The 25,409-nt window shown below is 66.7% G+C and carries 26 protein-coding genes; 5 read left to right on the forward strand and 21 right to left on the reverse strand.

Annotated features, from left to right (window positions below):
• Position 1 precedes the first annotated feature (1 nt).
• The 5 genes from nadA to leuA form a co-directional block, all read right to left on the reverse strand.
• On the reverse strand, positions 2-1,276 hold the full coding sequence (gene nadA, locus FVA74_RS07205; RefSeq protein WP_147723111.1) for a quinolinate synthase NadA: 1,275 nt from the start codon (positions 1,274-1,276) through the stop codon (positions 2-4).
• 67 nt (positions 1,277-1,343) lie between these two features.
• A complete protein-coding gene (locus FVA74_RS07210; RefSeq protein WP_147721386.1) occupies positions 1,344-2,045 on the reverse strand; it encodes an NUDIX domain-containing protein in 702 nt (233 codons plus the stop codon).
• A 108-nt stretch (positions 2,046-2,153) separates the two neighbouring features.
• Positions 2,154-2,957, reverse strand: coding sequence for an isoprenyl transferase (locus FVA74_RS07215; RefSeq protein ID WP_147721387.1), 804 nt, complete (start codon positions 2,955-2,957; stop codon positions 2,154-2,156).
• Positions 2,954-3,712, reverse strand: coding sequence for a DNA repair protein RecO (recO, locus tag FVA74_RS07220; protein ID WP_147721388.1), 759 nt, complete (start codon positions 3,710-3,712; stop codon positions 2,954-2,956). Before recO ends, FVA74_RS07215 begins: the two co-directional genes overlap by 4 nt.
• Before the next feature lie 46 nt (positions 3,713-3,758).
• Positions 3,759-5,528, reverse strand: a complete 1,770-nt coding sequence (gene leuA / locus FVA74_RS07225) for a 2-isopropylmalate synthase (protein ID WP_147721389.1) — start codon at positions 5,526-5,528, stop codon at positions 3,759-3,761.
• Positions 5,529-5,749: 221 nt separating this feature from the next.
• Between leuA and FVA74_RS07230 the strand changes: the two genes are divergently transcribed.
• The gene (locus tag FVA74_RS07230; RefSeq protein ID WP_147721390.1) at positions 5,750-6,367 is read left to right on the forward strand and encodes a hypothetical protein; all 618 of its coding nucleotides are present in this window, start codon (positions 5,750-5,752) and stop codon (positions 6,365-6,367) included.
• 23 nt (positions 6,368-6,390) lie between these two features.
• Here the strand turns inward: FVA74_RS07230 and FVA74_RS07235 are convergent, their stop codons facing one another.
• The 12 genes from FVA74_RS07235 to hrcA form a co-directional block, all read right to left on the reverse strand.
• Positions 6,391-7,788 carry an FtsX-like permease family protein gene (locus tag FVA74_RS07235; RefSeq protein ID WP_147721391.1) on the reverse strand — a complete coding sequence of 466 codons (1,398 nt, stop codon included), beginning with the start codon at positions 7,786-7,788 and terminating at the stop codon, positions 6,391-6,393.
• On the reverse strand, positions 7,785-8,546 hold the full coding sequence (locus FVA74_RS07240; RefSeq protein WP_147721392.1) for an ABC transporter ATP-binding protein: 762 nt from the start codon (positions 8,544-8,546) through the stop codon (positions 7,785-7,787). The genes FVA74_RS07235 and FVA74_RS07240 overlap by 4 nt, the downstream gene beginning before the upstream one ends.
• Before the next feature lie 80 nt (positions 8,547-8,626).
• On the reverse strand, positions 8,627-9,292 hold the full coding sequence (locus tag FVA74_RS07245) for a response regulator transcription factor (RefSeq protein WP_255471451.1): 666 nt from the start codon (positions 9,290-9,292) through the stop codon (positions 8,627-8,629).
• Positions 9,285-10,517, reverse strand: coding sequence for a sensor histidine kinase (locus FVA74_RS07250; RefSeq protein WP_147721393.1), 1,233 nt, complete (start codon positions 10,515-10,517; stop codon positions 9,285-9,287). The genes FVA74_RS07245 and FVA74_RS07250 overlap by 8 nt, the downstream gene beginning before the upstream one ends.
• A gap of 82 nt (positions 10,518-10,599) precedes the next feature.
• The gene (gene era, locus FVA74_RS07255; RefSeq protein WP_147721394.1) at positions 10,600-11,511 is read right to left on the reverse strand and encodes a GTPase Era; all 912 of its coding nucleotides are present in this window, start codon (positions 11,509-11,511) and stop codon (positions 10,600-10,602) included.
• Entirely contained in the window at positions 11,508-12,806 is a 1,299-nt protein-coding gene (locus FVA74_RS07260; protein WP_147721395.1) for a hemolysin family protein, read from the reverse strand. The genes era and FVA74_RS07260 overlap by 4 nt, the downstream gene beginning before the upstream one ends.
• 43 nt (positions 12,807-12,849) lie before the next feature.
• Positions 12,850-13,314, reverse strand: a complete 465-nt coding sequence (ybeY, locus tag FVA74_RS07265) for an rRNA maturation RNase YbeY (RefSeq protein ID WP_147721396.1) — start codon at positions 13,312-13,314, stop codon at positions 12,850-12,852.
• Entirely contained in the window at positions 13,311-14,261 is a 951-nt protein-coding gene (locus FVA74_RS07270; protein ID WP_147723113.1) for a PhoH family protein, read from the reverse strand. The genes ybeY and FVA74_RS07270 overlap by 4 nt, the downstream gene beginning before the upstream one ends.
• A 61-nt stretch (positions 14,262-14,322) precedes the next feature.
• A complete protein-coding gene (locus FVA74_RS07275) occupies positions 14,323-14,679 on the reverse strand; it encodes a histidine triad nucleotide-binding protein (RefSeq protein ID WP_147721397.1) in 357 nt (118 codons plus the stop codon).
• Between the two features lie 39 nt (positions 14,680-14,718).
• The gene (locus tag FVA74_RS07280) at positions 14,719-15,447 is read right to left on the reverse strand and encodes a 16S rRNA (uracil(1498)-N(3))-methyltransferase (protein ID WP_147721398.1); all 729 of its coding nucleotides are present in this window, start codon (positions 15,445-15,447) and stop codon (positions 14,719-14,721) included.
• A 5-nt stretch (positions 15,448-15,452) separates the two neighbouring features.
• Complete coding sequence (gene dnaJ / locus FVA74_RS07285; protein WP_147721399.1) at positions 15,453-16,553, reverse strand: molecular chaperone DnaJ; 1,101 nt, start codon at positions 16,551-16,553, stop codon at positions 15,453-15,455.
• Positions 16,554-16,646: 93 nt separating this feature from the next.
• Positions 16,647-17,669 (reverse strand): heat-inducible transcriptional repressor HrcA, encoded by a 1,023-nt coding sequence (gene hrcA, locus FVA74_RS07290; protein WP_147721400.1) that lies wholly within the window; start codon positions 17,667-17,669, stop codon positions 16,647-16,649.
• Between the two features lie 194 nt (positions 17,670-17,863).
• On the opposite strand from hrcA, the gene FVA74_RS07295 reads away from it, so the two are divergent.
• Positions 17,864-18,256, forward strand: a complete 393-nt coding sequence (locus FVA74_RS07295; RefSeq protein WP_147721401.1) for a DUF4870 domain-containing protein — start codon at positions 17,864-17,866, stop codon at positions 18,254-18,256.
• Between the two features lie 77 nt (positions 18,257-18,333).
• Positions 18,334-18,750: a DUF4870 domain-containing protein gene (locus FVA74_RS07300; RefSeq protein ID WP_240792155.1), complete on the forward strand. Its 417-nt coding sequence runs from the start codon at positions 18,334-18,336 to the stop codon at positions 18,748-18,750.
• Positions 18,751-18,767: 17 nt separating this feature from the next.
• Here the strand turns inward: FVA74_RS07300 and hemW are convergent, their stop codons facing one another.
• The 3 genes from hemW to lepA all read right to left on the reverse strand — a co-directional run bounded on the left by hemW (position 18,768) and on the right by lepA (position 22,946).
• Positions 18,768-20,000 carry a radical SAM family heme chaperone HemW gene (gene hemW, locus FVA74_RS07305; RefSeq protein WP_147721402.1) on the reverse strand — a complete coding sequence of 411 codons (1,233 nt, stop codon included), beginning with the start codon at positions 19,998-20,000 and terminating at the stop codon, positions 18,768-18,770.
• Between the two features lie 2 nt (positions 20,001-20,002).
• Complete coding sequence (locus FVA74_RS07310) at positions 20,003-20,659, reverse strand: DUF1990 family protein (protein ID WP_206022613.1); 657 nt, start codon at positions 20,657-20,659, stop codon at positions 20,003-20,005.
• Between the two features lie 433 nt (positions 20,660-21,092).
• Complete coding sequence (lepA, locus tag FVA74_RS07315; RefSeq protein ID WP_147721403.1) at positions 21,093-22,946, reverse strand: translation elongation factor 4; 1,854 nt, start codon at positions 22,944-22,946, stop codon at positions 21,093-21,095.
• A 283-nt stretch (positions 22,947-23,229) separates the two neighbouring features.
• Here lepA and rpsT point away from each other — a divergent pair, with 283 nt between their 5' ends.
• Entirely contained in the window at positions 23,230-23,490 is a 261-nt protein-coding gene (gene rpsT, locus FVA74_RS07320; RefSeq protein ID WP_147721404.1) for a 30S ribosomal protein S20, read from the forward strand.
• Between the two features lie 111 nt (positions 23,491-23,601).
• Positions 23,602-24,300 (forward strand): hypothetical protein, encoded by a 699-nt coding sequence (locus tag FVA74_RS07325; protein WP_147721405.1) that lies wholly within the window; start codon positions 23,602-23,604, stop codon positions 24,298-24,300.
• Positions 24,301-24,309: 9 nt separating this feature from the next.
• On the opposite strand, the gene holA is transcribed toward FVA74_RS07325, so the two are convergent.
• Positions 24,310-25,350 (reverse strand): DNA polymerase III subunit delta, encoded by a 1,041-nt coding sequence (holA, locus tag FVA74_RS07330; RefSeq protein ID WP_147721406.1) that lies wholly within the window; start codon positions 25,348-25,350, stop codon positions 24,310-24,312.
• Between the last annotated feature and the right edge of the window lie 59 nt (positions 25,351-25,409).

Genomic DNA, 25,409 nt, shown 5'->3' on the forward strand with positions numbered 1-25,409 from the left:
GTCAGCCCTTCGGCTTGGCCGCGAGCATCCGCTCGAGGGCGATCTTGGCGGTCTCGGCGACGTGTTGCGAGACCGTGATCTGGTTGAGCACCTCGCCGCGCACGAGGGCCTCGAGCACCCAGGCGAGGTAGCCGGGGTGGATGCGGTACATGGTCGAGCACGGGCAGATCACGGGATCGAGGCAGAAGATCTCGTGCTGCGGATGCTCGGCCGCGAGCCGCGACACCATGTTGATCTCGGTGCCGATCGCGAAGGTCGTCGGTTCCGTCGCTGCTGCGACCGCCTTCTGGATGTAGTCGGTCGACCCGGCCTCGTCGGCGGCGTCGACGACCGGCATGGGGCATTCGGGATGCACGATGACGCGCACCCCGGGGCGCTCGGCGCGGGCCTTGTCGATCTGCGCCGTCGTGAAGCGCTTGTGCACGGAGCAGAACCCGTGCCACAGCAGCACGCGGGCGTCGAGCAGGCCTGCGGGGGTGTTGCCACCCAGCGGCTTACGCGGGTTCCACATGGGCATCCGCTCGACCGGCACCCCCATCGCCTTGGCGGTGTTGCGGCCGAGGTGCTGGTCGGGGAAGAACAGCACCCTCTGCCCGCGCTCGAAAGCCCACTCCAGCACGGTTTCGGCGTTGCTCGAGGTGCAGACGATGCCGCCGTGCTGGCCGCAGAATCCCTTGAGCGCCGCCGAGGAGTTCATGTAGGTGACGGGGATGACGGGCACCCGGCCGCTCGCATCCGGTTCCGTGCCGTAGAGCGCCTCGAGTTGTTCCCAGCACGCCTGGACGGAGTCGATGTCGGCCATGTCGGCCATGGAGCATCCGGCGGCGAGATTCGGGAGCAGCACCGACTGGCCAGGCTGCGCGAGGATGTCGGCGGTCTCGGCCATGAAGTGAACGCCGCAGAAGACAATGTGCTGCGCCTCAGGCTTCGACTGCGCGGCATTCGCGAGCTGGAAGGAGTCGCCGACGAAGTCGGCGTACTGGATGATCTCGTCGCGTTGGTAATGGTGGCCGAGGATGACGAGACGCTCACCGAGGGCACCCTTGGCAGTGCGGATGCGGGCGTCGAGCTCGTCTGCGCTCGCCGTGCGGTACTGCTCCGGGAGGGCCCCCTGCCGTGGTGCACCGGCGGGGATCACATCAGTCATCGACGAGCCCGGGCCGTATCCCGGCACGGCGTCGAAGTTCCAGGGCGCCTCGGCGAGGTCTGGCGTGCAGAACGTGTCGGCCGAGCGGGCCGTTGCGGTGGGCGTGAGGCGGAAGCTCTGGATCGTCATATCGACCGAGGTCACGGGATGCTCCTGGTGGCTGGTGCGCTTTTCGGGGTGTCGGGAAGTGAGCGGGTCAGGTGGCGCGCGGCCCGAGGGGGCCGTTGTCGGCCATGTCGATCGCGTCGTTGTAGCGGTAGAGGCGGGGTGGGCGGTGTCGACCACCCGTCACAACGGCGGTCGTGGCGACGAGCGCGCCCGTCGCCTCGATCTGTCGCCGGAAGTTGGCCGGGTCCAGGGGCTTGCGAAGGATGGCTTCGTGCACACCCCTCAGCTGGCTAAGGGTGAAGGTCTCGCCGAGGAGCGCGTGCGCGATACGGCTGTACTCGACCTTGTTCCGCAGCCGCCAGAGCGCATACTCGACGATGACGTTGTGGTCGAAGGCGAGCTCAGGCAGTTCGTCAGCCATGAACCAACGGACGTTCTCACCCTCGGTGACGCGGTCGGCCTGCTCGGCGTGCACAAGCGCCCAATAGACGATCGAGACGACACGCTCGCCCGGTGAGCGCTCGGGATCGCCGAAGGCATACAGCTGCTCGAGGTACTTCGGCTCGAGGTCGATCGTGTCCTTGAGGTGGCGGCGGGCTGCCTCCGCGAGGGACTCAGCCGCCTGGAGGCGGCCACCCGGGAGCGCCCAGCGACCCACGTAGGGCTCGCGGATGCGCCGCACAAGAGGAATCCAGAGCGTCGGGGCGCCCCCGTCGCGGCCTGGCCGCAGCGCGAAGATGACGGTCGAGACGGCAAGGTCGACCTCGCCGTGCGTCGGGCTTTCGGCCATCCTCCGCCGTTCCTATCAGGTTTAGTAAAGGTCACTCAGACCAGAACACATGATAGCGCTTAGGGTGTCGATGACCCAAACTCGCTCGCAGGATGCTACGCGCGCACCTCAGGCGGTCGGAGAATCGACCGCGCCCCCGAAACGGCGGTTGCGCTGGGCATACAACTCGATCGCGTGCCACAGGTCCGTGCGTGAGAAGTCCGGCCAGAGTGTGTCAAGGAACACCATCTCGGCATAGGCGCTCTGCCAGAGCAGGAAGTTGCTCGTGCGCTGCTCCCCCGACGAGCGAACGAAGAGGTCGACATCGGGCATCTCGGGCGTGTAGAGGTGGCGTTGGATCGTCTTCTCGCTGATTCCCGCCGGGCTCAGCCGCCCGGCCGCTACCTCCGAGGCAATGTCGCGCACCGCATCCGTGAGCTCGTTGCGGCCGCCATAGTTGACACACATCGTCAGCGTGAGGGTGCTGTTGCTCGCCGTCAGGCGTTCCGCGAACTGCAACTCCTTGATGACGGATGCCCACAGCCGCGGGCGGCGCCCGGCCCACCGAACGCGCACCCCCCACTCGTTGAGTTGGTCCCTGCGGCGGTGGAGCACCTCGCGGTTGAAGCCCATGAGAAAGCGCACCTCGTCGGGCGAGCGCTTCCAGTTCTCGGTCGAGAAGGCATAGACACTCAGGTGCTTGACGCCGATCTGGATCGCACCCGCGACGACGTCGAGCAGGGCGGCCTCCCCTGCCCGGTGACCCTCGACCCTGGTCAAGCCGCGCGAGTTCGCCCAGCGCCCGTTGCCATCCATGACGACCGCGACGTGCTCCGGCACGGCACCTCGTGGGAGCTTCGGCGGTGTCAGGCCGGTCCAGTCGAGCGGCTTGAAATCGACCGCGTCGGGATGTGTCTTACGCACGGGACTCACGGGGCTGACTCCTCCTTCTGCGCGGCGCGCGCGCTGCGATCGACGTGTTCGAGGGATCGCAGCCTGCGCTCCATGTGGAACTGGGCGTAGGCGGCCACGACCCCGCTGGCCTGCGAGCGGGTGCGCTCGTCAGCCTCCTCGGCCACCGCCCAGTCGCCCGACAGGAGCGCGCCGAGCAGTCGCAGGGTCGCCGCATCCAGCCTCGGGGAGCCGGGAGGGGCGACCTCATCGCTCACGACACCACCCAACTGCACCACGAACGCCGAGTGGGGACCAGGGGCCCCCGTCATGGCGCAGTCGTAGAAACTCGGCGACCAGCCGGCGATGGCAAGGGAACGCAGCAGGTAGGAGTCGAGGGTCAGGCTGGGGCCGTGCTCGCGCCGCGCGAGGGAACGAAGCGCGCCCACGAGCAGGAGGTACTGCTGCAGGCTGCCCTCGTCCTCCGTGAGCTTGTCAGCAGTCTCCACCATGGCGCTCGCCGCCGTGTACGCGCCGTAATCGGCCGTGATGGCGGAGCCGTATGCCCCGATCGAGACCGCCTGCGTCACGACGTCCAGCGTGCGGCCCTCGAAGAACTGGGCGTCGGCCACCATGAACGGCTCGAGGCGGGCACCGAACTTCGACGCCGTGCGCCGCACACCCTTCGCAACCGCCCGAATCTTGCCGTGTTGGCGGCTCAGCATCGTGACGATACGGTCGGCCTCACCCAGCTTGTGGGTGCGGAGGACGACGACCTCATCGCGGTAGAGGGGCATCCGTCAAGTATCCCCGACCCCGCCCGGCCAGCTCACCTGCGGCCTGTCAGCCGACCTGAGCCACCGCCGCCGGTGCGACCGAATCCAGGCGCACCGCACGGTTGACCGCCGAGACGACCGCCTTGAGGGATGCCGTCGAGATGTCTGCGTCGATGCCGACGCCCCAGAGCACCCGGCCGTTGACGTTGAGCTCGACGTAGGCCGCCGCGTGGGCGTCGCCGCCGGCGCTCATCGCGTGCTCCTGGTAGTCGTAGAGCGAGACGTCGATGCCGCCACGATCGCGCAGGATGTTGAGGAACGCCGCGATAGGCCCATTGCCCGTCGCGTGCACCTCGCGATCCTCATCGTCGACCCGGAGGTTCACGGAGAGGTCGACCTGGCCATCGAGGTTGCTGGCGGTGCGGGTCTGCCGGATCTCGAAGCGCCCCCACTTCTGCTCGCGTTCCGCCGCCGGCAGGTACTCGTCACTGAAGATCGTCCAGATCTCGTCGCTCGTCACCTCGCCACCCTCGGCATCCGTCTTCGCCTGCACGACGCCCGAGAACTCGATCTGCAGCTTGCGGGGCAGGTCCAGCGCGTGGTCGGACTTCAGCAGGTAGGCGACGCCGCCCTTACCCGACTGCGAATTGACCCGGATGACCGCCTCGTAATTGCGGCCAAGGTCCTTCGGGTCGACAGGGAGATACGGAACAGCCCACTCGAGGTCGTCGACCGAGACGCCCTGCGCGGCCGCCCGCGCCTCCATGGCCTCGAAGCCCTTCTTGATGGCGTCCTGGTGCGATCCGCTGAAGGCCGTGTAGACGAGGTCGCCGGCCCAGGGACTGCGCTCCGGCACGGGCAGCTGGTTGCAGTACTCTGCTGTGCGCTTGATCTCGTCGAGGTTGCTGAAGTCGATCTGGGGGTCGACCCCCTGCGTGAACATGTTGATGCCGAGCGCGACCAGGTCAACGTTGCCCGTGCGCTCGCCATTGCCGAAGAGGCATCCCTCGATGCGGTCTCCCCCGGCCAGGTAGCCGAGCTCAGCAGCCGCGACGGCGGTGCCGCGGTCGTTGTGCGGGTGGAGGCTGAGGATGACGTTCTCGCGGTGGTTCAGGTGCCGAGACATCCACTCGATCGAGTCGGCATAGACGTTGGGCGTCGCCATCTCGACCGTCGCGGGGAGGTTGATGATGACCTTGCGCTCGGGAGTCGGCTCAAGCACCTCGAGCACCTGGTTGCAGACGTCGACCGCGAACTCGAGCTCCGTGCCCGTGTAGCTCTCGGGCGAGTACTCGTAGTAGATCTCGGTGCCCTCGGCGATGGGCTCGGCCGCCTTGCAGAGGCGCGCGCCTTCAAGCGCGATGTCGATGATGCCCTGCTTGTCAGTGCGGAACACGACATCTCGCTGCAGGATGCTCGTGGAGTTGTAGAGGTGCACGATCGCGCGCTTCGCACCCTTGAGCGACTCGTAGGTGCGGTTGATGAGCGCCTCGCGCGCCTGCGTCAGGACCTGGATCGTGACGTCGTCGGGAATCAGGTCGTCTTCGATGAGCGAGCGCACGAAGTCGAAGTCCGTCTGGCTCGCCGAGGGAAAGCCGACCTCGATCTCCTTGTAGCCCATCTTGACGAGCAGTTCGAACATGATGCGCTTGCGCTCGGGACTCATGGGGTCGATGAGCGCCTGGTTGCCGTCGCGGAGGTCAACTGCGCACCAGCGGGGCGCCTGTGTGATGCGCTTGGACGGCCACGTGCGGTCTGGCAGGTCGACGACGATCTGCTCATGGAAGGGGCGGTACCGGTGAATCGGCATCGCGGACGGCTTCTGCATGTTCTTCATGGTCTTGGTTCTCTCTCGCTTCGGTTCGGATCAGCCGATGACAAACACCGCGACGAGGGAGGCCTGGAGACTAGGACTCGTCGCGGCAGCTAAGGAGAAGCAGACCGAACAGCACAACAACAGGGTAACACCACCTCACGTTGCCCGAACCGCAACGCTGACGATCAGGACGCCGAAAACGTTGGGTGGCGCGGGGGCCCCGCGATGTCGAGAATTTGAGCATGACGAACACGACCCCACGCGCTGGTTTCGCGATCCTCGCCGCGACAGCCTGCCTGTTCCTGGCCGCGTGTGCGGGCAATGGCGCCGACCCCGGAGGCATCATGGACGTTCCCGCACCCGCGATCGGCGCCGAGGTGATCGGCCAGGGCACCGTCATCCAGAAGGACGACGGTCCGGTCGAGATCTGCCTTGGCCCCATCACGATGATCTATCCGCCGTCGTGCGGTGGCCCAGAGGTCGCCGCTTGGGACTGGGACTCCGTGGACGGCGCGACCACCGAGGGCGGCACGACGTGGGGCACCTACGCCGTCCAGGGCACATGGGACGGCGAACGACTCACCGTCACGGAGCCCCCGATCATGCTCGCGCTCTACGACCCCATCACGGTCGAGGACCCCTACACCGACCCCGCCAACGCAGGCACGACTCCCGAGGCGGAGCTCGCACGGGTCGTACAGGAACTCGCCACACGAGATGGGGTACTCGCCACCTACCTCGACAACGGCTACGTCTTCGTCGAGGTCGTCCACGACGACGGCGCCCTTCAAGAGGAACTCGACGAGCTCTACGGTGCCGACGTCACCGTCGTGAGGTCGCAGCTGCGCCCCGTCGACTGAGCCGGAGGGGCCGCACGCCCAGCTCAATCGACGGTGAGGGCTGCCACAGGGCTCACACGAGTAGCCCGTCGAGCCGGGAGCTGGGCCGTGACGAGCGTCACGAGCGCGGCTCCGGCGACGACCACCACCACGAGCATCCACGGCACCGAGGGCCACACCAGTCCCGGGCTGCCCTCGATGGAACCCAGGAGGGATTGGGCCCCCGCCCAGCCATAGACGACGCCGAGGACGACACCGAACCCGACACCCGTCACGGTCAGCTGCAGGCTCTCCGCGATGATCATGGACCGTACCTGGCGTGCCGTGAAGCCGAGCGCTCGCAGGAGGCCGAGTTCGCGCGAGCGCTGCAGGACGCTGAGCGAGAGCGTGTTGACCATGCCGAAGGCCGCGGTCACGGCAGAGAAGCCGATGAGGGCACTGAAGATCCCGACCGTCACGAGCAGCAATTCGTCGACTCCTCCCCCATAGGAATCGGGCGACTGCTGCTGCGAGTACTCGATCATGTCGAGGTAGCCCTGCGCCGCCACTGCGAACGTCGTGATGAGCGTTACACCGATGACCAGCCCGATCGTCGTGCGGGCGCTGCGTCCCGGATACCGCATGCCGTTCTCGGCGGCGAGCCTGGCCGCGGCACTGCCCCCGAGCATCCGACCGCTCAGTCGCAGGAGCGGCGGGAGCACGAGGTGCGCACCCAGCACGATTCCGCTGAACGACGCGATGCCGCCAAGAAACGCGACGAGGAAGCCGAGCGGGCTCACGAGACCGATGGCGATGCCGGCGCCCAGTACCGCAAGCCCGCCGAAGAAGAGGACCGCGGCGAAGGCGTTGCGCACGGGACGACGCACACTCTCCTCACGCGAAGGCTCGATCGCGGCACCGGTTGCCTGCATCGGCGAGACCTGGAGGACGCCCCGCGACCCAAGCCATGACGCGGCCCAGGTCGAGACGATGACCATCACGACAGGCAGCAGCACGAGAGGGTCGACCAGCACATAGTCGAGGTCGGGAACGGCTCCGGATGCGGCGGCGATCCGAATTCCGCCGGCCGTCAACACCACGCCCAGGGCCGCACCGATCGCGGAGCCCATGAGTCCGACGATCAGGCCTTCCTTGGCGACTGCCCGCCGCTGGGCGGATGCCGATGAACCAAGGAGTCGCATGAGTGCGATCGTGCGCGTGCGGCCCGCGATGATGGTGGCGAAGGTGTTCGTCGTGACGATCGAGCCGACGTAGACGGCGATCACGATGAACACCCCCGCCACCAACACGAGGGCGAGTTGCGCAGTTGAGCGCGAGCTGATGTCGTCGGCCGAGATGACGGTGGCCAGGATCGAGGTCGCCTGGATGAGGGCAGCACCGAACGCCGCGCTCAGCGACGTCACGACGATGCTCGCGATCGTGTCGCGCCGTGGCCCTCTCACGCTGCACGCTCCATCCCGAGCATGAACGAGCTGATCTCCTCCGGGGTCGAGCGCTCACGTTCCTCCACGACGCGGCCGTCCGCAAGGAACACGATGCGGTCAGCGTGACTCGCGGCAATCGGATCGTGCGTCACCATCGCGATGCTCTGGCCGTAGTCGCTACTGGCGGCGGAGAGCAGCGCGAGCACCTCACGCCCTGTACGCGAGTCGAGGTTGCCGGTCGGTTCATCGGCGAAGACGAGGTCGGGTTTGGTCGCGAGGGCTCGCGCGATCGCGACCCGCTGCTGCTGTCCGCCCGACAGTTGGTGCGGGCGGTGCGTGAGCCGGTCCCCCAGTCCAAGCGCGTGCACGAGCTCCGTGATGCGCTGACGCTCCGCGGCGGCCGGCCGGCGACCGTCGAGTTCGAAGGGCAACTCGATGTTGCCTGCGACGTCCAGCGTCGGCACGAGATTGAAGGCCTGGAACACGAAGCCGACACGGCGGCGGCGCAGCACCGTGAGCTCCGAATCGCTCAGCGAGGTGATCTCCGTGTCACCCAGCCAGACGCGGCCAGACGTCGGGGTGTCGAGCCCCGCCATGATGTGCATGAGGGTCGACTTGCCCGAGCCGCTCGGGCCCATAATCGCGGTGAACTCTCCCGAACGGATTCCAAGCGACACCGCATCGACCGCAGTGACGCGGTTCGACGAGGAACCATATGACTTGCTGACGGCGGAGACGCGGGCGACCAGGCCAGCGTCGGAGTTGATGAAGGACATGGCTTCGACGCTACGAGCACCGTCGCCCCTCGCGCGTCGCCCTCTCGTCGCCTAGCACTACATCGCGAGGATGATCTGGCTTACGTCGCGAGGCCGTGTTCGTAAGCGAAGACGACGAGCTGCACCCGGTCTCGCAGGGCAAGCTTGGAGAGGATGCGGCTCACGTGGGTCTTGACGGTCGCCTCGCTCAGGAACTCCTGCCGTGCGATCTCCGCATTGCTGAGTCCGCGTGCTGCAAGCTCGAAGATCTGGCGCTCGCGGTCCGTGAGCGTGCCGTAGGCCTCCGGCTCCTTGCGCGCAGGCGCCGCTCCGAAGTGCTCAAAGAGTTCACGCGTCGCGGATGCCGCGATGACGGCATTGCCGGAGTGCACCGTGCGAATCGCCGCGAGGAGGAACTCGGGCTCGGCATCCTTCAGGAGGAAGCCGCTCGCTCCCGCCCTGATCGCCCGAGTGGCCGCCTCGTCGAGGTCGAAGGTGGTCAGCACGATGATCTTCGGGGCGACACCACCGCGGCGCTCCGCATCGGCCAGGATCTGCGCGGTCGCCTCGATGCCGTCCATGACGGGCATCCGGATGTCCATCAGCACCACGTCGGGCTGGCGGGACGCGACGAGGTCCACGCCCTGCTTGCCGTCGCCGGCCTCGCCCGCGAATTCGAGGTCGGGTTGCGAGGCAACGAGCATGCGGATGCCCGCACGAAACAATGCCTGGTCGTCGACGAGGGCGACGGTGATGGGTTCAGCCAAGGGATACTCCGTGCTGGTGGGTGGGCGGCGGGCTGGAAAGTTCGGGCGCGGGGATGCTCGCCTCGACAACGAAGCGGTCGCCGCGTGGGCCCGCCGCGAATGTGCCGCCGATCAGTGTTGCGCGTTCCCTCATGCCGGCGAGGCCGTGACCGACGAGCGTGCGCTCGGGAGGAACCGCGCCGTGGGTCGCGCTGTCGACGACGATGCTGAGGTCGGGCCCCGTCCAGTCGAACACGACCGACACGGGCCTGCCCGCGTCGCCGTGACGGAGCACATTCGTGAGCGCCTCCTGCACGATTCGGTAGACGGCCATCTGATGCGCCGCGCTGAGCTCCCTCTGAATGCCGATCGTCGAATCAGAGACGGGGAGTCCGGATGCACGCACCTGCTCGAGGAGCTGCCTCAGGTCGTCAAGGGTCGGCTGCGGCCCCTCGACCTGGCTGTGCCGGAGCTGCTCCAGCAGCACCCGCACATCGCCAAGTGCCTCGCGCGCGACGGTCGCGATCGTCGAGAGCGCCCCGGAGGCGGCATCCGGGTCGGCCCGAAGGGCGAAGCGGGCGCCGTCGGCCTGGGCGATCACGACCGCGAGCGAGTGCGCGACGACGTCATGCATGTCGCGGGCGATGCGGTTGCGCTCCTGCTCGACGATGGCCTGCTGCCGGGCCTGGCGCTCCTCCTCCTCGGCACGCGCCTGCGCTTGCCGGCTGGCTCTGGCGGCCGCCCGAGTGCGTGTGAGGAGCCCCAGCGTCCAGCTCAGGCCTAGCAGTGTGGCCATGGCGCCCACGGTGAAGGCGAACACGAACACGGTCACGGGGAGCGAGCCGATCGGGATCGATGCGGGCGACATCTCCCAGCCGTTCATCATGGAGGGAAGGAGCACGAGGTATGCCGCCGCGACGAGGGCCCCGGCACCAGCGGATATGAGGCCGAGCCACTTGACCCTGTCGGAACCGTAGGCGGCCGTCGCGTAGAGGACCGCGAGTATCGACAGATTCGCGAGGTCGGGCGGAAAACCGCCGAACATCTGGACGACGGCACCGAGCCAGGCAATCACCAGCGCGATGGGCGGGCTGAGCCGCCGTGTTGCGAGCGCCGCGCCCATGCAGAGCACGAAGGTGATCTCTGCGAGGTTGAACTCCACGGTCATGGCCAAGCGCACGAGCACGCAGAACACCGACACCACCACATCGAAGGTGAGTTGGCGAGCGGTCAGGCGACGAAGCATCATCCAACGCTACGCGGTGCTCGGCCGCGCTGGCGGCCAATCATTCCAGGGTGAGCGAAGATCATCCTGAGGATGTACGCGGTCAGAACCCGAGGCGGCCGAGCTGCTTGGGGTCGCGCTGCCACTCCTTGGCAACCTTGACCCGCAGCGACAGGTAGACGGGTGAGCCCACGAGCGGTTCGATCTGCGCGCGTGCCGCTGCGCCGACCTCACGTAGTCGCTCGCCCTTGTGTCCGATGATGATGCCCTTCTGGCTGTCACGCTCCACGAAGAGGTTCGCGTAGATCTCGACGAGGTCCTTGTCCTCGCGTTCGATGATGTCGTCGACTGTGACGGCAATCGAATGCGGCAGCTCGTCCTGCACACCCTCGAGGGCGGCTTCACGGATGAGCTCTGAGATTCGATCTTCGAGCTGTTCCTCCGTGACCGACTCGGCCGGGTAGAGCGGCGGTGACTCGGGCATGAGGGCGACAAGCTCGTCGACGAGCACGTCCAATTGCACGTTCGTGAGGGCGGAGACGGGGATGATCGTGTCCCAGTCACGGAGGGCCGACACCGCAAGGAGCTGCTCCGCAACGGCCGCCTTGGAGGCCTTGTCGACCTTCGTGACGAGGGCCACACGGCGTGCGCGCGGGTATGCCTCGAGTTGCTCGTTGATGAAGCGGTCGCCCGGGCCCAGCTTCTCGTCGGCAGGAACGCAGAAACAGATGACATCGACCTCGGCCAGCGTGTCCTGCACGACTGAGTTGAGTCGCTCGCCCAGGAGGGTGCGCGGGCGGTGCATCCCGGGGGTGTCCACGAGCACGAGCTGTCCGTGCTCGCGATGGACGATCCCTCGGATCGCCCGCCTCGTCGTCTGCGGCTTGCTGCTCGTGATCGCGACCTTCTCGCCGACGAGCGCGTTCGTGAGCGTCGACTTCCCGACATTCGGCCGGCCGACAAAAGTCACGAAGCCCGCCCGGTGGGCGGTCGACTCCTTGGGTGCATCATTCATGACTCGTCTTCTCTCTCATCGTCGTCGTCGGCCTCGGGTGCGAGGCTCTGGTCTCGTTCCACAATGACCGTGGCGAGGCGTCGGCGCCTGCCCTCAGTGCGGTCGGCCGTGAGCAGCAGCCCCGAGACGCTCGCGGTGTCGCCGCTCTCCGGGATGCGGCCGAGTCCCTTGGTGAGGAGGCCACCCACCGAGTCGACATCGTCATCGTCGAGGTCGAAACCGAACAGCTCCCCGAGCTCATCGACCGCGAGGCGTGCCGAGACACGGTATCGCCCCTCGCCGAGGTCCTTGACGTCCCTCAGCGTGCGGTCGTACTCGTCGGAGATATCCCCCACGAGTTCCTCGATGAGATCCTCAAGCGAGACGAGACCAGCGATTCCGCCGTACTCATCCACCACCATCGCAAGGTGGTTTGACTCGAGCTGCATCTGGCGAAGGAGGTCATCGACGTTCTTGGACTCCGGCACGAAGAGCGCCGGGCGGGCGACCTCGGCAACCGTCAAACTCTCGTGGCCACGCGGCTGTTCGTGAGTGAGCCGGGCAACGTCACGCAGGTAGAGCACACCGAGCACCTCGTCGATATCCTCACCGGTCACAGGGATGCGCGAGACACCCTTTCCGAAGAACAGCGCAAGCGCCTCACCGATGCTTGCTGTGCCGTCGATCGTCACCATGTCGGTGCGCGGCACCATGACCTCACGCACAACCGTCTGGTTGAACTCGAAGATCGAATGGATGAGTTCGCGGTCCTGTTCCTCAAGCACCTCGAGCTCGGTCGCCTCGTCAACCATGCTGAGCAGCTGCTGCTCGGAACTGAAGGTCACCGTGCGCGGCCGGCCGGGGGTCACTCGATTGCCGACCGCCACGAGGGCGGCCGCGAGGGGTCCGAGCAGCACCCGAAGCGCGTGGACGAGTCCCGCGGTCAACTGGATGATCGGGGCCGCATGCTCCCGCCCGACCGAGCGCGGGCTCGATCCGACGAGAACGAAGGACGCCACAATCATGACGAGCGCGGAGCACAGGAGGGCCCACCACCACTCCTCGAAGAGCGTCGCGAAACTCATGGTGACGAGCACGGCCGCGGTCGTCTCCGCCACGACTCGCACGAAGTTGACGACGTTGACGTGGGCGCCCACATCCGCTGCAAGTGCGAGGATCGCGTCTCTGCTGCGCGAGCGCTGGGCGAGCTCTTGCAGGTCGTTGCGCGAGAGCACGCCGAGCGCGGAGTCTATGGCGGCCAGGAGACCACCGAACGCGATGAGCAGGATGGCCGCAATGACGAACGCCGCGGTCACCTGCGCACTCCCCGCATCGGCGGGGTGGCACTCGGGCCGTCGCTCACCGTCGTCGACGCTCCTGCATGGTGAAGCCCACGAGGATGTCGCGCTGCAGCCCGAACATCTCGCGCTCCTCCTCAGGCTCGGCGTGGTCGAAGCCGAGGAGGTGCAGGATGCCGTGCGTCGTCAGCATGAGGAGTTCGTCGCCGAGGCTGTGGCCGGCGGTCTCCGCCTGTGCCTGTGCCACCTGGGGGCAGAGCACGACATCGCCCAGCAGGCCGGCTGGGGTGATCGCATCCTCAGTACCGGGCCGCAGTTCGTCCATGGGGAAGCTGAGCACGTCGGTCGGACCCGGCTCGTCCATCCACTGCACGTGGAGCTGCTCCATGGCTGCCTCGTCGACCAGCACGATCGAGAGTTCCGCGTCTGGATGCACGTGAAGCTCGTCGAGCGCATAGGTCGCGAGCCGCTGCAGCGCGGCCTCGTCGACCTCCACAACCGACTCGTTGTTGATCTCGATGCTCACCTGGAGCGCCCCCGTCTCTCGTAATCATCGCGCTGCTTCTCGGCGTCGTAGCGCGTGTAGGCGTCGACGATGCGTCCGACGAGGCTGTGACGCACGACGTCGTCGCTCGTGAGCTCCGCGAAGTGGATCTCATCGATCGAATCGAGCACGCGGGTCACAAGCTTGAGACCGCTCGCGCCCGTCGGCAGGTCCATCTGCGTGATGTCGCCCGTGACAACCATCTTGGAGCCGAAGCCGAGCCGTGTGAGGAACATCTTCATCTGCTCGGGCGTCGTGTTCTGCGCCTCGTCGAGGATCACGAAGGAGTTGTTGAGGGTGCGACCTCGCATGTAGGCGAGCGGCGCGACCTCGATCGTGCCGATCGCGAGAAGCTTGACGACGACCTCGGGGTCCATCATCTCGTTGAGCGCGTCGTAGAGAGGCCGCAGGTAGGGGTCGATCTTGTCGGTGAGGGTGCCGGGAAGGAACCCGAGGCGCTCCCCCGCCTCGACCGCCGGCCGCGTCAGGATGATGCGCTCGACCTCCTTGCGCTGCAACGCCTGCACCGCCTTGGCCATCGCGAGGTAGGTCTTTCCGGTTCCCGCGGGACCGATCCCGAAGACGACCGTGTGGTCATCGATCGCATCAACGTAGGCGCGCTGTCCCATGGTCTTCGGGCGGATGCTCTTGCCACGGCTCGTGAGGATGACCTGGCCGAGCACATCCGACGCCCGTGCGCCCGAGTCATCCGCGATGATCCGGGCTGCCTCGGTGACGTCGCTCGCGCTGAGCTCGACGTCGTCGCGAATGAGGGCTACCAGTTCGTCGACGAGCGATCGCGCAGCCCTCACGTCGTCATCGGGGCCTTCGAGGGTGACCTCGTTGCCCCTCACGTGCACCTCGACGAGTGGATGCTGCGCCTCGATCGTGCGCAGCAGGCGGTCGTTGGGGCCCAGCAGCCGCACCATGGCGACGCCGTCGACGTAGACGGTCTCCCGCTTCACGGGGGCTGGTGTTCCTATCGGGTCGTCAGTCACCAATGGTCTCTTCTGTCAGGCGGCCCCCGAGAACGTGGGCGTGCACGTGGAATACGGTCTGGCCTGCCGCCGTGCCGGTGTTGAACACGAGCCGGAACTCACCGCCGCAGTGCTCCTCTGCCAGCTTCTTCGCGGTCGCCACCATCTCCGCCAGGAGGCTGGGGTCGGCCTCCGCCAGCTCGACGACGTCGCGGTACTTCGGCGTCTTGGGAATCACGAGGAGGTGCACGGGCGCCTGCGGCGCGATGTCACGGATGGCGATGACCGCGTCGCTCTCGAACAGGATCTCTGCGGGGATCTCCCTGTTGATGATTCGCGTGAAGATCGAGACTTCGTCTTGGCCTGGCATGAGTCCAGCTTAAGCGCTTCCGCTCTCGCGGGTGAGGCGCTACCAGCGTTCCGTGAGTGCGCTGAGCACGGCAAGTGCCGCCGGGCCCGCAGTGCTCGTGCGCAAGACACTGCTGCCGAGCCTCACGGGCACACAGCCAGCGGCGGCGAGCATGTCGAGTTCCTCCGGCGCAATGCCGCCCTCGGGACCGACGACGAGCACGATGTCCCTTCCAGATGCCTCCACCGAGGTCAGCGGGGTCTGCGCCGTCGGCTCGAGCACGAGCACGAGTGCCGACTCGGCGAGTCGAGCGATCTCCTTCGTGGTCACGGGCTCATGCACCTGCGGCAGATACGGCCTCATCGACTGCTTCGTGGCCTCACGCACGATCGCGCGCCAGCGTTCCCGCCCCTTGTCCCGCTTGTTGGCGTCCCACTTCACGACCGACCTGCTGGCCGCCCAGGGCACGACCGCATCGACGCCGAGCTCTGTCGATGCCTGCACGGCCGACTCGTCGCGCCCGCCCTTCGCCAGCGCCTGCACGAGCGTGATCCGAGCGGAAGGCGGCGGATGCCTCACGACCTCGTCGGCCCGGATGCTCAGCCGTGTGGGCGCGGCCTCCTCGACGGTTCCCGTCGCGACGAGGCCCTCCCCGTTGCCGATCGACAGCACCTCGCCCACGCGCACCCGGCTCACCGAAACGGCGTGCTTCGCCTCGGCACCCTCGATCGTCACCAGCGACCCCGGCGCGGTGTCGCTGAGGCCGTCCGCGAGATAGAAGTGCGCCATGCGCGCTAGATGTTGAGGAAGCGGTCGCGAAGCTTCTGGAAGAGTCCCTGCTGGAAATGCGAGAGGTGCGGAGGCACCGCATTCTGCACTCGTGCCAGTTCCTGGATGAGGTCCTTCGCCTTGCCGTTGAGCTTCGTCGGCGTCAGCACCTGCACCCCGATCTTGAGGTCGCCGCGGCCTGAGCCGCGAAGGTGTGTGATACCACGGTCCTTGACCGTGATGACCTCGGCGCTTTGCGTGCCGGGCTTGATCTCCACCTCGACCGGGCCGTCGAGGGACTCGAAGACGGCGCGCGTGCCGAGCACGGCATCCGTCATCTGCACCTCGAGCGTTGCGAGCAGGTCGTCGCCGTTGCGACTGAAGACGTCGTGGTGCCGCACCTTGATCTCGAGGTAGAGGTCACCGCTCGGCCCGCCACCCTGGCCGACCTCACCCTGGCCGGGCATCTGCAGGCGGAGGCCCGTGTCAACCCCGGCCGGGATGTCGACGGGAATCTTGCGCCGCGCGCGCACGCGACCCTGGCCTGAGCAGGTCTGGCACGGGTGCGGGATGACCGTGCCGTAGCCGCGGCAGGTGCCACACGGGCTCGAGGTCATGACGTTGCCCAGCAGGCTGCGCACGGAGCGCTGGATGAGTCCCGATCCGCCACAGATGTCGCAGGTCTGGAGGTCGGTGCCGGGCGCACAGCAGGAGCCGCCACACGTCTTGCACACGACAGCCGTGTCGACCTCGACCTCACGGGACGTGCCGAAGATGACATCCGCGAGCTCGACCTCGACGCGCAGCAGGGCGTCCTGGCCACGCTCTGTGCGCGACCGGGGCGGACGAGTGCCGCCCCCGCCACCGAAGAAGGTCTCGAAGATGTCACCGAAGCCGCCCCCGAAACCGGCGCCGAAGCCAGCCTGGTCGCCCAGGTCATATTCCTGCTTGCGCTTGGGATCCGACAGCACGTCGTAGGCGTGGGTCACGTCCTTGAAGCGGTCGGCTGCATCGGCTCCCGGGTTCACGTCGGGGTGCAGTTCGCGCGCGAGGCGGCGGTACGCCTTCTTGATCTCTTCCGGCGTCGCGCTGCGGTCGACGCCGAGCACCTCGTAATGGTCAGCCAATGCAGTTCCTCAATATTGTTCTCTCACGGCTCCGTCCACCCTGCGGCGTGCGGATGTCGCGGGCTCCCGCCCTCGACCGTCGATCTGTTCTCGTCAGTTCTCGCTCAGCAGCTTGGAGAGGTAGCGCGCCACAGCACGCACCGCCGTCATGTTGCTCGAATAGTCCATGCGCGTCGGGCCGAGCACACCGAGCCGCGCGACCTCGCCGCTCGATCCCGCGTATCCAGAGCTGAGCACCGATGCCTCACCGAGCCCGAAGGACTCATTCTCGCGGCCGATCCGCACCGCGATGCCGCCCATCTCCTGTTCCATCTCGCTGAACAGGCGCAGCAGGGTCACCTGCTCCTCGATCGCCTCCAGCACAGGATAGATGCTGCCACTGAAATCCTCCTCGGTGCGGGCGAGGTTCGCCGCTCCAGCCATCACGAGCTTGTCGTGCCGGCTTGCGACAACCTGCTCACCGAGGCTGCTCGCGACGACCGCGACGAAAGGTCGCCGGTGCGGCTCGAAGGATTCGGCCAAGCCCTCCAGCTGCTCCGCGGCATCCTTCAACACGAGGCCCGCGAGTTCGCTGTTGATGCGGGTGCGGAGCTCCCCAAGGAACTCCTCGTCGATCCCCATTGGCACGTCGATGATGCGCTGCTCAACCCGGCCCGTGTCGGTGATAAGCACGGTCATGAGGCGCACCTGGTTGAGTGGCACGAGCTCGACATGACGGATGCGTGATCGCCCGAGCGTCGGGTACTGCACGAGGGCCACCTGGTGCGTCAGCTGCGAGAGCAGTCGCACGCTGCGCGCGAGCACGTCGTCGAGATCGGTCGACTCACCCAGGAAGGCCTCGATCGCGTGCCGCTGCGCTGCAGACAGGGGCCGGAGATCGGCGAGCTGATTGACGAAGAGGCGATACCCCTTGTCTGTCGGCACCCGTCCGGACGACGTGTGCGGCGCCGTGATGAGGTCTTCCTCCTCCAGCTGCGCCATGTCGCTGCGGATCGTGGCCGCGGACACTCCGAAGGAGTGACGCTCGACGATCGACTTGGAGCCGACCGGCTCCCGTGAGGCGACATAGTCCTGCACGATGACACGAAGCACCTCAAGGCCCCGATCGGAAACCATCCCCATCACCTCCACCGTCTTGGCACTCGCATCAAGTGACTGCCAATTCTACCGCGATGCACCGCCCGCGAAATCATTGCCCCCCGGAGTGGGTGGCGCTAGGTTATGCAGTGCCTGCGCTACCCTCAGCTTTTTCTCAGGCAGACAGAACACTCGATCCCCCACGTCGGGGATCGCCCAGAGAAAGGCATGACATGACCGACCAGACTCCTCCCGCAGCTCCGCTGAGCCAGGCCGAGGACCGCCAGTGGGCCTCGTTCGCTCATCTTGGCGGGATCCTCTCCTTCCTGCCCCCGCTCATCATTTGGCTCGTGTTCAAAGACCGCGGGTCGTTCACGGACCAGGAGGCGAAGGAGTCCCTCAACTTCCAGATCACAGTGGCCATCGCACAGATCGCCTGGTTCGTCGTCAACCTCGTGCTGACCGCCATCACGTTCGGGTTCTGGAGCATTTTTGGGCTCTTCCTGCAGCCACTCATCGCGTTCGCGATCTGGGCCGGAGCAGTCGTGTTCTGCATCATCGCCTTCACGAAGACGAAAGACGGCATTGCGTACCGCTACCCGCTGACGCTCCGGCTCGTCAAGTAGTCGTTGAGCCGAAGGAGAAGGCCGGGACTTCGTTCCCGGCCTTCTCCTTTGCCTCGGGCGCTTGGTTTAATAGGCGCATGACCAACGCAGCCCCGCCCCCTCCCGGGCAGTACCAGCCGAACCAGCCCATGAGTCCCGCCGATGAGAAGCTCTGGGCGACGCTCGTGCACGTGGGCGGGATCTTTTTCAGCTTCATCCCGGCGCTCGTCGGCTACCTCGTGCTCAAGGATCGCGGCCCCTTCGTGCGCGAACACACCCGTTCGGCGCTGAACTTCCAGATCTCGTACACGATCTACTCGATCGCTGCCGCCATCATTCTTTTCATCGTGGCCATCCCGCTGGCGGTGTTCACCTTCGGCATCGGATTCGCGATCGTCTACCTGGCCATGATCATCCCGATCGCGATGGTCGTCTTCATGATCATCGCGGCGGTCAAGGCCAACCAGGGCTTCTACTACCGCTATCCACTCACGATCGAGTTCATCAAGCAGTAGGAGATTCGCGGCCGCCGTCACTCAAGCAGTCGCCGCACGACAGCATCCGCAAGGAGCCGCCCTCGCAGGGTCAGCACGACTGATCCGCGCAGGGCGGCTTTGGCGTCCAGCAGCTCATCCGCGATGAGCCCGGCTACCGCAAGCCTGCCCGCCTCGGAGAGTTCCGTCGTGCGGAGGCCATCGCGGACGCGAGCGCCGAGAAGCACGCGCTCAACAGCCTTCGTCTGGTCGTCGAGTACCTCGCGTCCGGCCGCTGGCGAGTTCCCACCAAGCACGCGCTCTGCATAGGCGGCTGGATGCTTCACATTCCACCAGCGCACGCCCCCGACATGGCTGTGGGCGCCGGGCCCGACGCCCCACCAGTCCTGTCCGCGCCAGTACGCGAGGTTATGGCGGCTGCGATGATCACCGCCGTCCGTCGGCCTGGCCCAGTTACTGACCTCGTACCAGTCGTAGCCGGCATCGGCGAGCAGGGCATCCGCAAGCTCGTACATGTCGGCCTCGAGGTCATCGTCGGGCTCCGCCACCTCGCCGCGACGGATCTGCCGCGCGAGCTTGGTGCCGTCCTCGACGATGAGCGCATAGGCGGAGAGGTGGTCAGGTTCCTGCGCGATCGCGTGCTCCAGCGAGCGGCGCCAGTCCTCGAGAGACTCCCCCGGCGTGCCGTAGATGAGGTCGAGGCTCACGTCGAGGCCGGCGTCGCGCGCCCACTGCACGACGAGCGGGATGCGCGCGGGGTCATGCGTGCGCTCCAGGGTGGCGAGCACGTGGGGAACGGCCGACTGCATGCCGAACGACACACGGGTGAATCCTGCCCGTGCGAGCTCCTGGAGATAGGCGGCATCCACTGAATCTGGATTGGCCTCCGTCGTGACCTCGGCTCCAGCGGCCAGCGCCCACTCAGCGCGGACGGCGTCAAGCATGTGCACGAGATCGGATGCGGGCAGCAGAGTTGGCGTGCCGCCTCCGAAGAAGACGGCCGACACGGGCCGCGGCGCAAGCCCAGCCTCCCGCAGAACCCGCGCAGCGAAGGAGACCTCGAGCGCCGCCTGCCCGGCATAGTCGCGACGATGCACGCCGCGCAGCTCTTCGGCTGTGTAGGTGTTGAAGTCGCAGTAACCGCAGCGCACGCGACAGAACGGCACGTGCAGGTAGACGCCGAAATCGCGCGCGGCAGCGCCGCCAGCGACCGTCACCGGCAAGAGGCCGTCGAGGGGAGCCGGGTCGGCGAGGGGAAGGGCGGAGGGCATCGTCAGTCGACGGGACCAGAGAGCGCCGAGAAGTACCGGCGGCGAAGCGCGCGCTGCGCGAGCAAAAGGAGGGGGCTAACGGCTGTCCACTTGCCGGGTGCCGGACGGGAAAGCGACCTCAGCATCATCCAGACCGAGCCGTCATCCTCAAGGTCGACCACGAAGAGCTCCTCGCCGCTGAGGGGGTGGCCCGGCAGCGTGCCGTAGGCGAAGCCCTTGCGATTCGGCTCGTCGATCACGTAGATGACGCGCACGGGTTCGCGCAGTGTGAAAGGGCCGACCGAGAACACGAGCCAGACCGAGTCACCGGGGGTCACGAATGGCAAACCGTCGGGCCCGTAGGTCACCTCTTTGCGCTCACCCGTGCCGGCCGCGGCGACGGGCGCTCCCGAGTCGTTGAAGGTCACGGGCGTATAGCTGCCCTCACGAACCTCGCGGGGCGTCTCCGTGAGCTCAACGTCGAAGCCACTGCGAACCTTGATGCCCCACGACATGGTCGCCCGCCATGCGAACTCCCACCGCGCCGGTCCCGTGCCGATGCGCACGCGCTTCTCGAACGCGCGGTACCCCTTCGGCGGAAACGCGATCGACTCCTGCGACTGCGTCGCGCCTACGGCCGCGTAGTTGACGGGGAGGCTCCAGAGCGCCTTCTTGGACACCTAGCTCGCTCCGAGGCAAAGGGATGCGGCAAGCGTTTGCGCCTCACAGCGCAGGAAGGAACGGCACGACAGAGGCATCCGGCAAGGATACCGCGCGCGTCTGAGTGCCTTCCGCGCTACCAGACGCCGCGCGCCCGAGCGTCAGCGCAGACACGTGAACCCTCGAGCAGGCCGCATGCGCCGCTCAGATTGTCATCGGCGAGCTCGTCGTCATTCGCGATGCCGACAACTGATGGCTGCTGCAACACTCCAGCCAACCAGTCCGGAGCGTCTTCGCACGCCCGTAGGGTCTCCTCTACTGCCCTGTTGAAGGCCTTGTCGGCGAGCCGGTTCACCTCGCGCAAACGCTCGAGCTCTTCGTCCTTCCGAGCTTCGTCGTTGTGCTTGGCATCGAGCGCATGATGTGACCCTAGGACGGGGTGCTACCGGAGATCTACGACTTCTTGTCCTTCTTCTCCACGTCGCCCGACAGCGCGGCGATGAACGCCTCCTGCGGCACCTCGACGCGGCCCACCATCTTCATGCGCTTCTTACCCTCCTTCTGCTTCTCAAGGAGTTTGCGCTTTCGAGTGATGTCACCGCCGTAGCACTTCGCCAGCACGTCCTTGCGCATCGCCCGGATGCTCTCGCGAGCGATGATGCGCGCGCCGATGGCGGCCTGGATGGGCACCTCGAACTGCTGCCGCGGAATCAGCTCGCGCAGGCGGCCCGTCATGAGCACACCGTAGGCGTAGGCCTTCTCGCGGTGCACGATCGCGCTGAAGGCGTCGACCTGCTCGCCCTGCAGCAGGATGTCGACCTTGACGAGGTCTGCCTCCTGCTCCCCCGCGGGCTCGTAGTCGAGGCTCGCGTAGCCGGCCGTCTTGCTCTTCAGCTGGTCGAAGAAATCGAAGACGATCTCGCCGAGGGGGATCGTGTACTTAATCTCGACGCGGTCCTCGCCGAGGTAGTCCATGCCGAGCAGCGTGCCGCGGCGGCTCTGGCAGAGCTCCATGATGACGCCGACGTAGTCCTTCGGCGCGAGGATGGCCGCCTTCACGACCGGCTCGCGCACGCTCTGGATCTTGCCGACCGGAAACTCGCTCGGGTTCGTGACCGTGACGGTCTTCTTGTCGTCGGTCGTGACCTCGTAGATCACGCTCGGCGCCGTTGTGATGATGTCGAGATCGAACTCGCGGCGCAGGCGTTCTGTGATGATCTCGAGGTGCAGCAGGCCGAGGAAGCCGCAGCGGAAACCGAAGCCGAGGGCGACGGATGTCTCGGGCTCATAGTTGAGCGCGGCATCCGACAGCTTCAGCTTGTCGAGCGCCTCACGCAGCACCGGATAATCGCTGCCGTCGATCGGGTAGAGCCCCGAGAAGACCATGGGCAGCGGCTCGGTGTAGCCGGGCAGTGCCTCGGTCGCGGGCTTGGCGGCCGTCGTCACCGTGTCACCGACCTTGGACTGTCGCACGTCCTTCACGCCCGTGATGATGTACCCCACCTCGCCCACGCCGAGGCCCTTGCTGGGGATCGGCTCGGGAGAGCTGACACCGATCTCGAGCACCTCGTGGGTCGCGCGGGTCGACATCATCTGGATCTTCTCGCGTGGGTGCAGCTTGCCGTCGATCATTCGCACGTAGGTGACCACACCGCGGTAGCTGTCGTAGACGGAGTCGAAGATCATCGCGCGAGCGGGAGCATCCTTGACGCCCTTGGGCGCGGGGATGAGTTGCGTGACGCGGTCGAGGAGCTCGGGCACGCCGACACCGGTCTTGCCCGAGACGCGCAGCACGTCATCAGGCGACCCGCCGATGAGCCCCGCGAGCTCGTTGGCGTACTTCTCAGGGTCGGCCGCCGGCAGGTCGATCTTGTTGAGGACCGGGATGATCGTGAGGTCGTTCTCGAGCGCGAGATACAGGTTCGCGAGGGTCTGCGCCTCGATGCCCTGGGCGGCGTCGACCAGCAGGATGGCGCCCTCACAGGCCGCCAGGCTGCGCGACACCTCGTAGGTGAAGTCGACGTGGCCGGGGGTGTCGATCATGTTGAGCGCGTAGGACTGCCCGTCGAGTGCCCACGGCATCCGCACCGCTTGGCTCTTGATCGTGATGCCGCGCTCACGCTCGATGTCCATGCGGTCGAGGTATTGGGCGCGCATGTCACGGTCGGCGACGACGCCGGTCTCCTGCAGCATCCGGTCGGCCAAGGTCGACTTGCCGTGGTCGATGTGGGCGATGATGCAGAAGTTGCGGATGAAGGCGGGGTCGGTCGACGCCGGCTGGAGGGCCTTCTGGGCTTTGGGACTCACGCGTTCCTCTGTGACTGGGTCGGCGCCGCGGACGCGGCACGAAGATGGACGCCACGATTGTCCCATGACGAGGCCCGGCACTCGAATCCCGCCCCGCACCCACACGGCAATCGAATTGTCGAATCGCCCCGCACACTGGTAAAGTTGCCTGTTGGCTTGCGCACCGCGTTCATCCCCCACGATTCACCCGGTGCGAACTGCAGCCCCGCCACCGCTCGTTGCCCTCTACAACGGCGCTGGGAATGGCTGCCACACACCGTCCGGAACAACAGAAAGAACTACCTTGGCAAACATCAAGTCGCAGCTGAAGCGCATCCTCACCAACAAGAAGGCGACGGAGCGCAACAAGGCCGTCAAGAGCGAGCTCAAGACCGCCGTGCGCGCCACGCGTACAGCCATCGCCGCCGGCGACAAGGAAGCCGCCACGACCGCGCTCCAGCTCGCCAGCAAGAAGCTCGACAAGGCTGTGAGCAAGGGCGTCATCCACAAGAACCAGGCCGCCAACAAGAAGTCGGCGATCGCCAAGCAGGTTGCGGCGCTCTAAGCAGCAAAACCTCGAACGCCCCGTCTCACACTGTGAGGCGGGGCGTTTTCGTTGCGGAAGTGTGATTTACGGCCCTCCATAGTTGAGTTCGGCTTCGATATCGTCGGCATCATGCCGACGCGTTCCCGCATCCTCGTCCCGGCTCTGGCTCTGCTCGCCTGGGTGCTCGCGCTGAGCGGCTGCGTGATCGCACCCGGCACAGTGGCAGCGCCTGTCCCATCGTCCACAGCGCCAGCGCCGGCCCGCACGCCCGAGCCGCCGAGCGAACCGCCCGAGCCAGCGCCTGAGCCGACCCCGAGTGACGACCCGTGGGCACTCACACCGGGGGGCATCGGCGACCTCCGCGTCGGTAAGCCCGCCGCTAACTCGACGCTCGTCACTTACGATCCAGAGTTCTGCACCCGCGGTACACCGAAAGGCTGGTGGGATGAGGCCTGGAACCCCGGCCGGTGGATCACTGTCGACCCGAACCTAGGGCTGAGCCTTTGGGTCGATGATGCTGGCATCGTGCAGGTTATCGACGTGCGTAATCCCGCGCTGAGCACACCCGAGGGCTTCGCCGTTGGCAAACCTGTCGGCACAGAGATACGAATGACCCACCACGGTCTTCGGCAGGGGCCCGGGGCAATCGACTCGACGATGGAGTACCTGTCAACTCCTGAGGGCAACCTCGGCTTCGAGATCGGCACAGATCCGAGCTTAGGCTCTTACAACGCCGTGGATCTCGTGCTCAACATCCAGATCACTGCTCCCGGTCGTGAGCCCTACGGCTGGAACTCCTCCGACGCGATCGCGGGTGGCTGCCTCTGACCAAGCTGCTTACCGCCGCTCCAAGCGATACTCTCCGCGTGAGGCGATCACGCCGACCATGCGCTCGAGCGCGAAGACGGGGTCGCGCTCGGCACCCTTGACCGCGGCATCGGTCTCGGCGAGCACCTCGATGCAGCGACCGAGGCCATTGCCGCTCCACCCCTGCAGGTCACGCTTGGCACGGTCGACCTGCCACGGCGCCATCCCCAGCTGCTGCGCGAGCTGGCCCGAGCCTCCCCTCGCACCCGAGACCTTCGCCATCGTGCGGAGCTTCATGGCGAAGGCTGCGACGATCGGCACGGGGTCGGCACCGGATGCCAAGGCGTGGCGGAGCATGACGAGGGCCTCGCCGTGGCGGCCGGCGATCGCGACATCCGCGACCTTGAAGGCCGTGGTCTCGACCCGGCCCGAGTAGTACTTCTCCACCGTTGCCTCGGTGATCTCGGCGCTCGAGTCCGAGATGAGTTGCTGGCAGGCGGATGCGAGTTCGGCGATGTCGTCGGCGAACGCGGCAACGAGCGCGCGGATGGCGCCCGCCGTGGCCCGGCGCCCCGCGACTTTGAACTCGGCGACAGCGAAGTCTGCCTTGTCAGACTCCTTCTTGAGCTCTGTGCAGGCGACCTCGATCCCGCCACCGGCGCCGCTCCGGATGGCGTCGAGCAGCTTCTTTCCGCGCACGCCGCCCGCGTGCCGCAACACAAGGTAGGTGCCTTCGGCGGGCGACTCGAGGTATGAGAGCGCCTCCGCGATGAAGGCGTCCGTGCACTTCTCGACGCCCGTCACACGGATCATGCGGGGCTCGCCGAAGAGCGACGGGCTTGCAACCGTGAGGAGCTGCCCCGGCGCATAGCCGGCCGCGTCGATATCGCTCACCTCAAGGCTCGGGTCCTCGGCCTTGAGCAGGTCGCGGAGCATCCGGATGGCACGGTCAGCGAGGAAGCCCTCCGTGCCCGACACGAGCACGATCGGGGCCGGACGCACCTTCGACCAGTCCAGTTGCGGGATGGCGACCGACGATTTCGCGCTTCGCGCTGCAGGCCTTGCTGCCACGGTGCTCCTACTCACTCAAGGTCGTCCGAGGCATGACGCTCGGTCTCGTGACGACGAAT

Origin of the sequence: Salinibacterium sp. dk2585 (genome assembly GCF_008001035.1) — a bacterium.
Lineage (GTDB): Bacteria > Actinomycetota > Actinomycetes > Actinomycetales > Microbacteriaceae > Homoserinimonas.

Excerpts from the sequence above, each read along its gene's own strand:
- FVA74_RS07300 (WP_240792155.1), top strand. The coding sequence starts at position 18,334 with ATGACCAACGCAGCCCCGCCCCCTCCCGGGCAGTACCAGCCGAACCAG.
- hrcA (WP_147721400.1), bottom strand. The coding sequence starts at position 17,669 with ATGGTTTCCGATCGGGGCCTTGAGGTGCTTCGTGTCATCGTGCAGGAC.
- recO (WP_147721388.1), bottom strand. The coding sequence starts at position 3,712 with ATGCCCCTCTACCGCGATGAGGTCGTCGTCCTCCGCACCCACAAGCTG.
- FVA74_RS07280 (WP_147721398.1), bottom strand. The coding sequence starts at position 15,447 with ATGGCGCACTTCTATCTCGCGGACGGCCTCAGCGACACCGCGCCGGGG.
- FVA74_RS07210 (WP_147721386.1), bottom strand. The coding sequence starts at position 2,045 with ATGGCCGAAAGCCCGACGCACGGCGAGGTCGACCTTGCCGTCTCGACC.
- leuA (WP_147721389.1), bottom strand. The coding sequence starts at position 5,528 with ATGAAGAACATGCAGAAGCCGTCCGCGATGCCGATTCACCGGTACCGC.
- FVA74_RS07250 (WP_147721393.1), bottom strand. The coding sequence starts at position 10,517 with ATGCTTCGTCGCCTGACCGCTCGCCAACTCACCTTCGATGTGGTGGTG.
- FVA74_RS07295 (WP_147721401.1), top strand. The coding sequence starts at position 17,864 with ATGACCGACCAGACTCCTCCCGCAGCTCCGCTGAGCCAGGCCGAGGAC.
- FVA74_RS07240 (WP_147721392.1), bottom strand. The coding sequence starts at position 8,546 with ATGTCCTTCATCAACTCCGACGCTGGCCTGGTCGCCCGCGTCTCCGCC.
- FVA74_RS07275 (WP_147721397.1), bottom strand. The coding sequence starts at position 14,679 with ATGCCAGGCCAAGACGAAGTCTCGATCTTCACGCGAATCATCAACAGG.
- FVA74_RS07270 (WP_147723113.1), bottom strand. The coding sequence starts at position 14,261 with ATGGTGCGGCTGCTGGGCCCCAACGACCGCCTGCTGCGCACGATCGAG.
- FVA74_RS07325 (WP_147721405.1), top strand. The coding sequence starts at position 23,602 with ATGCCGACGCGTTCCCGCATCCTCGTCCCGGCTCTGGCTCTGCTCGCC.
- era (WP_147721394.1), bottom strand. The coding sequence starts at position 11,511 with ATGAATGATGCACCCAAGGAGTCGACCGCCCACCGGGCGGGCTTCGTG.
- nadA (WP_147723111.1), bottom strand. The coding sequence starts at position 1,276 with ATGACGATCCAGAGCTTCCGCCTCACGCCCACCGCAACGGCCCGCTCG.
- FVA74_RS07230 (WP_147721390.1), top strand. The coding sequence starts at position 5,750 with ATGACGAACACGACCCCACGCGCTGGTTTCGCGATCCTCGCCGCGACA.
- hemW (WP_147721402.1), bottom strand. The coding sequence starts at position 20,000 with ATGCCCTCCGCCCTTCCCCTCGCCGACCCGGCTCCCCTCGACGGCCTC.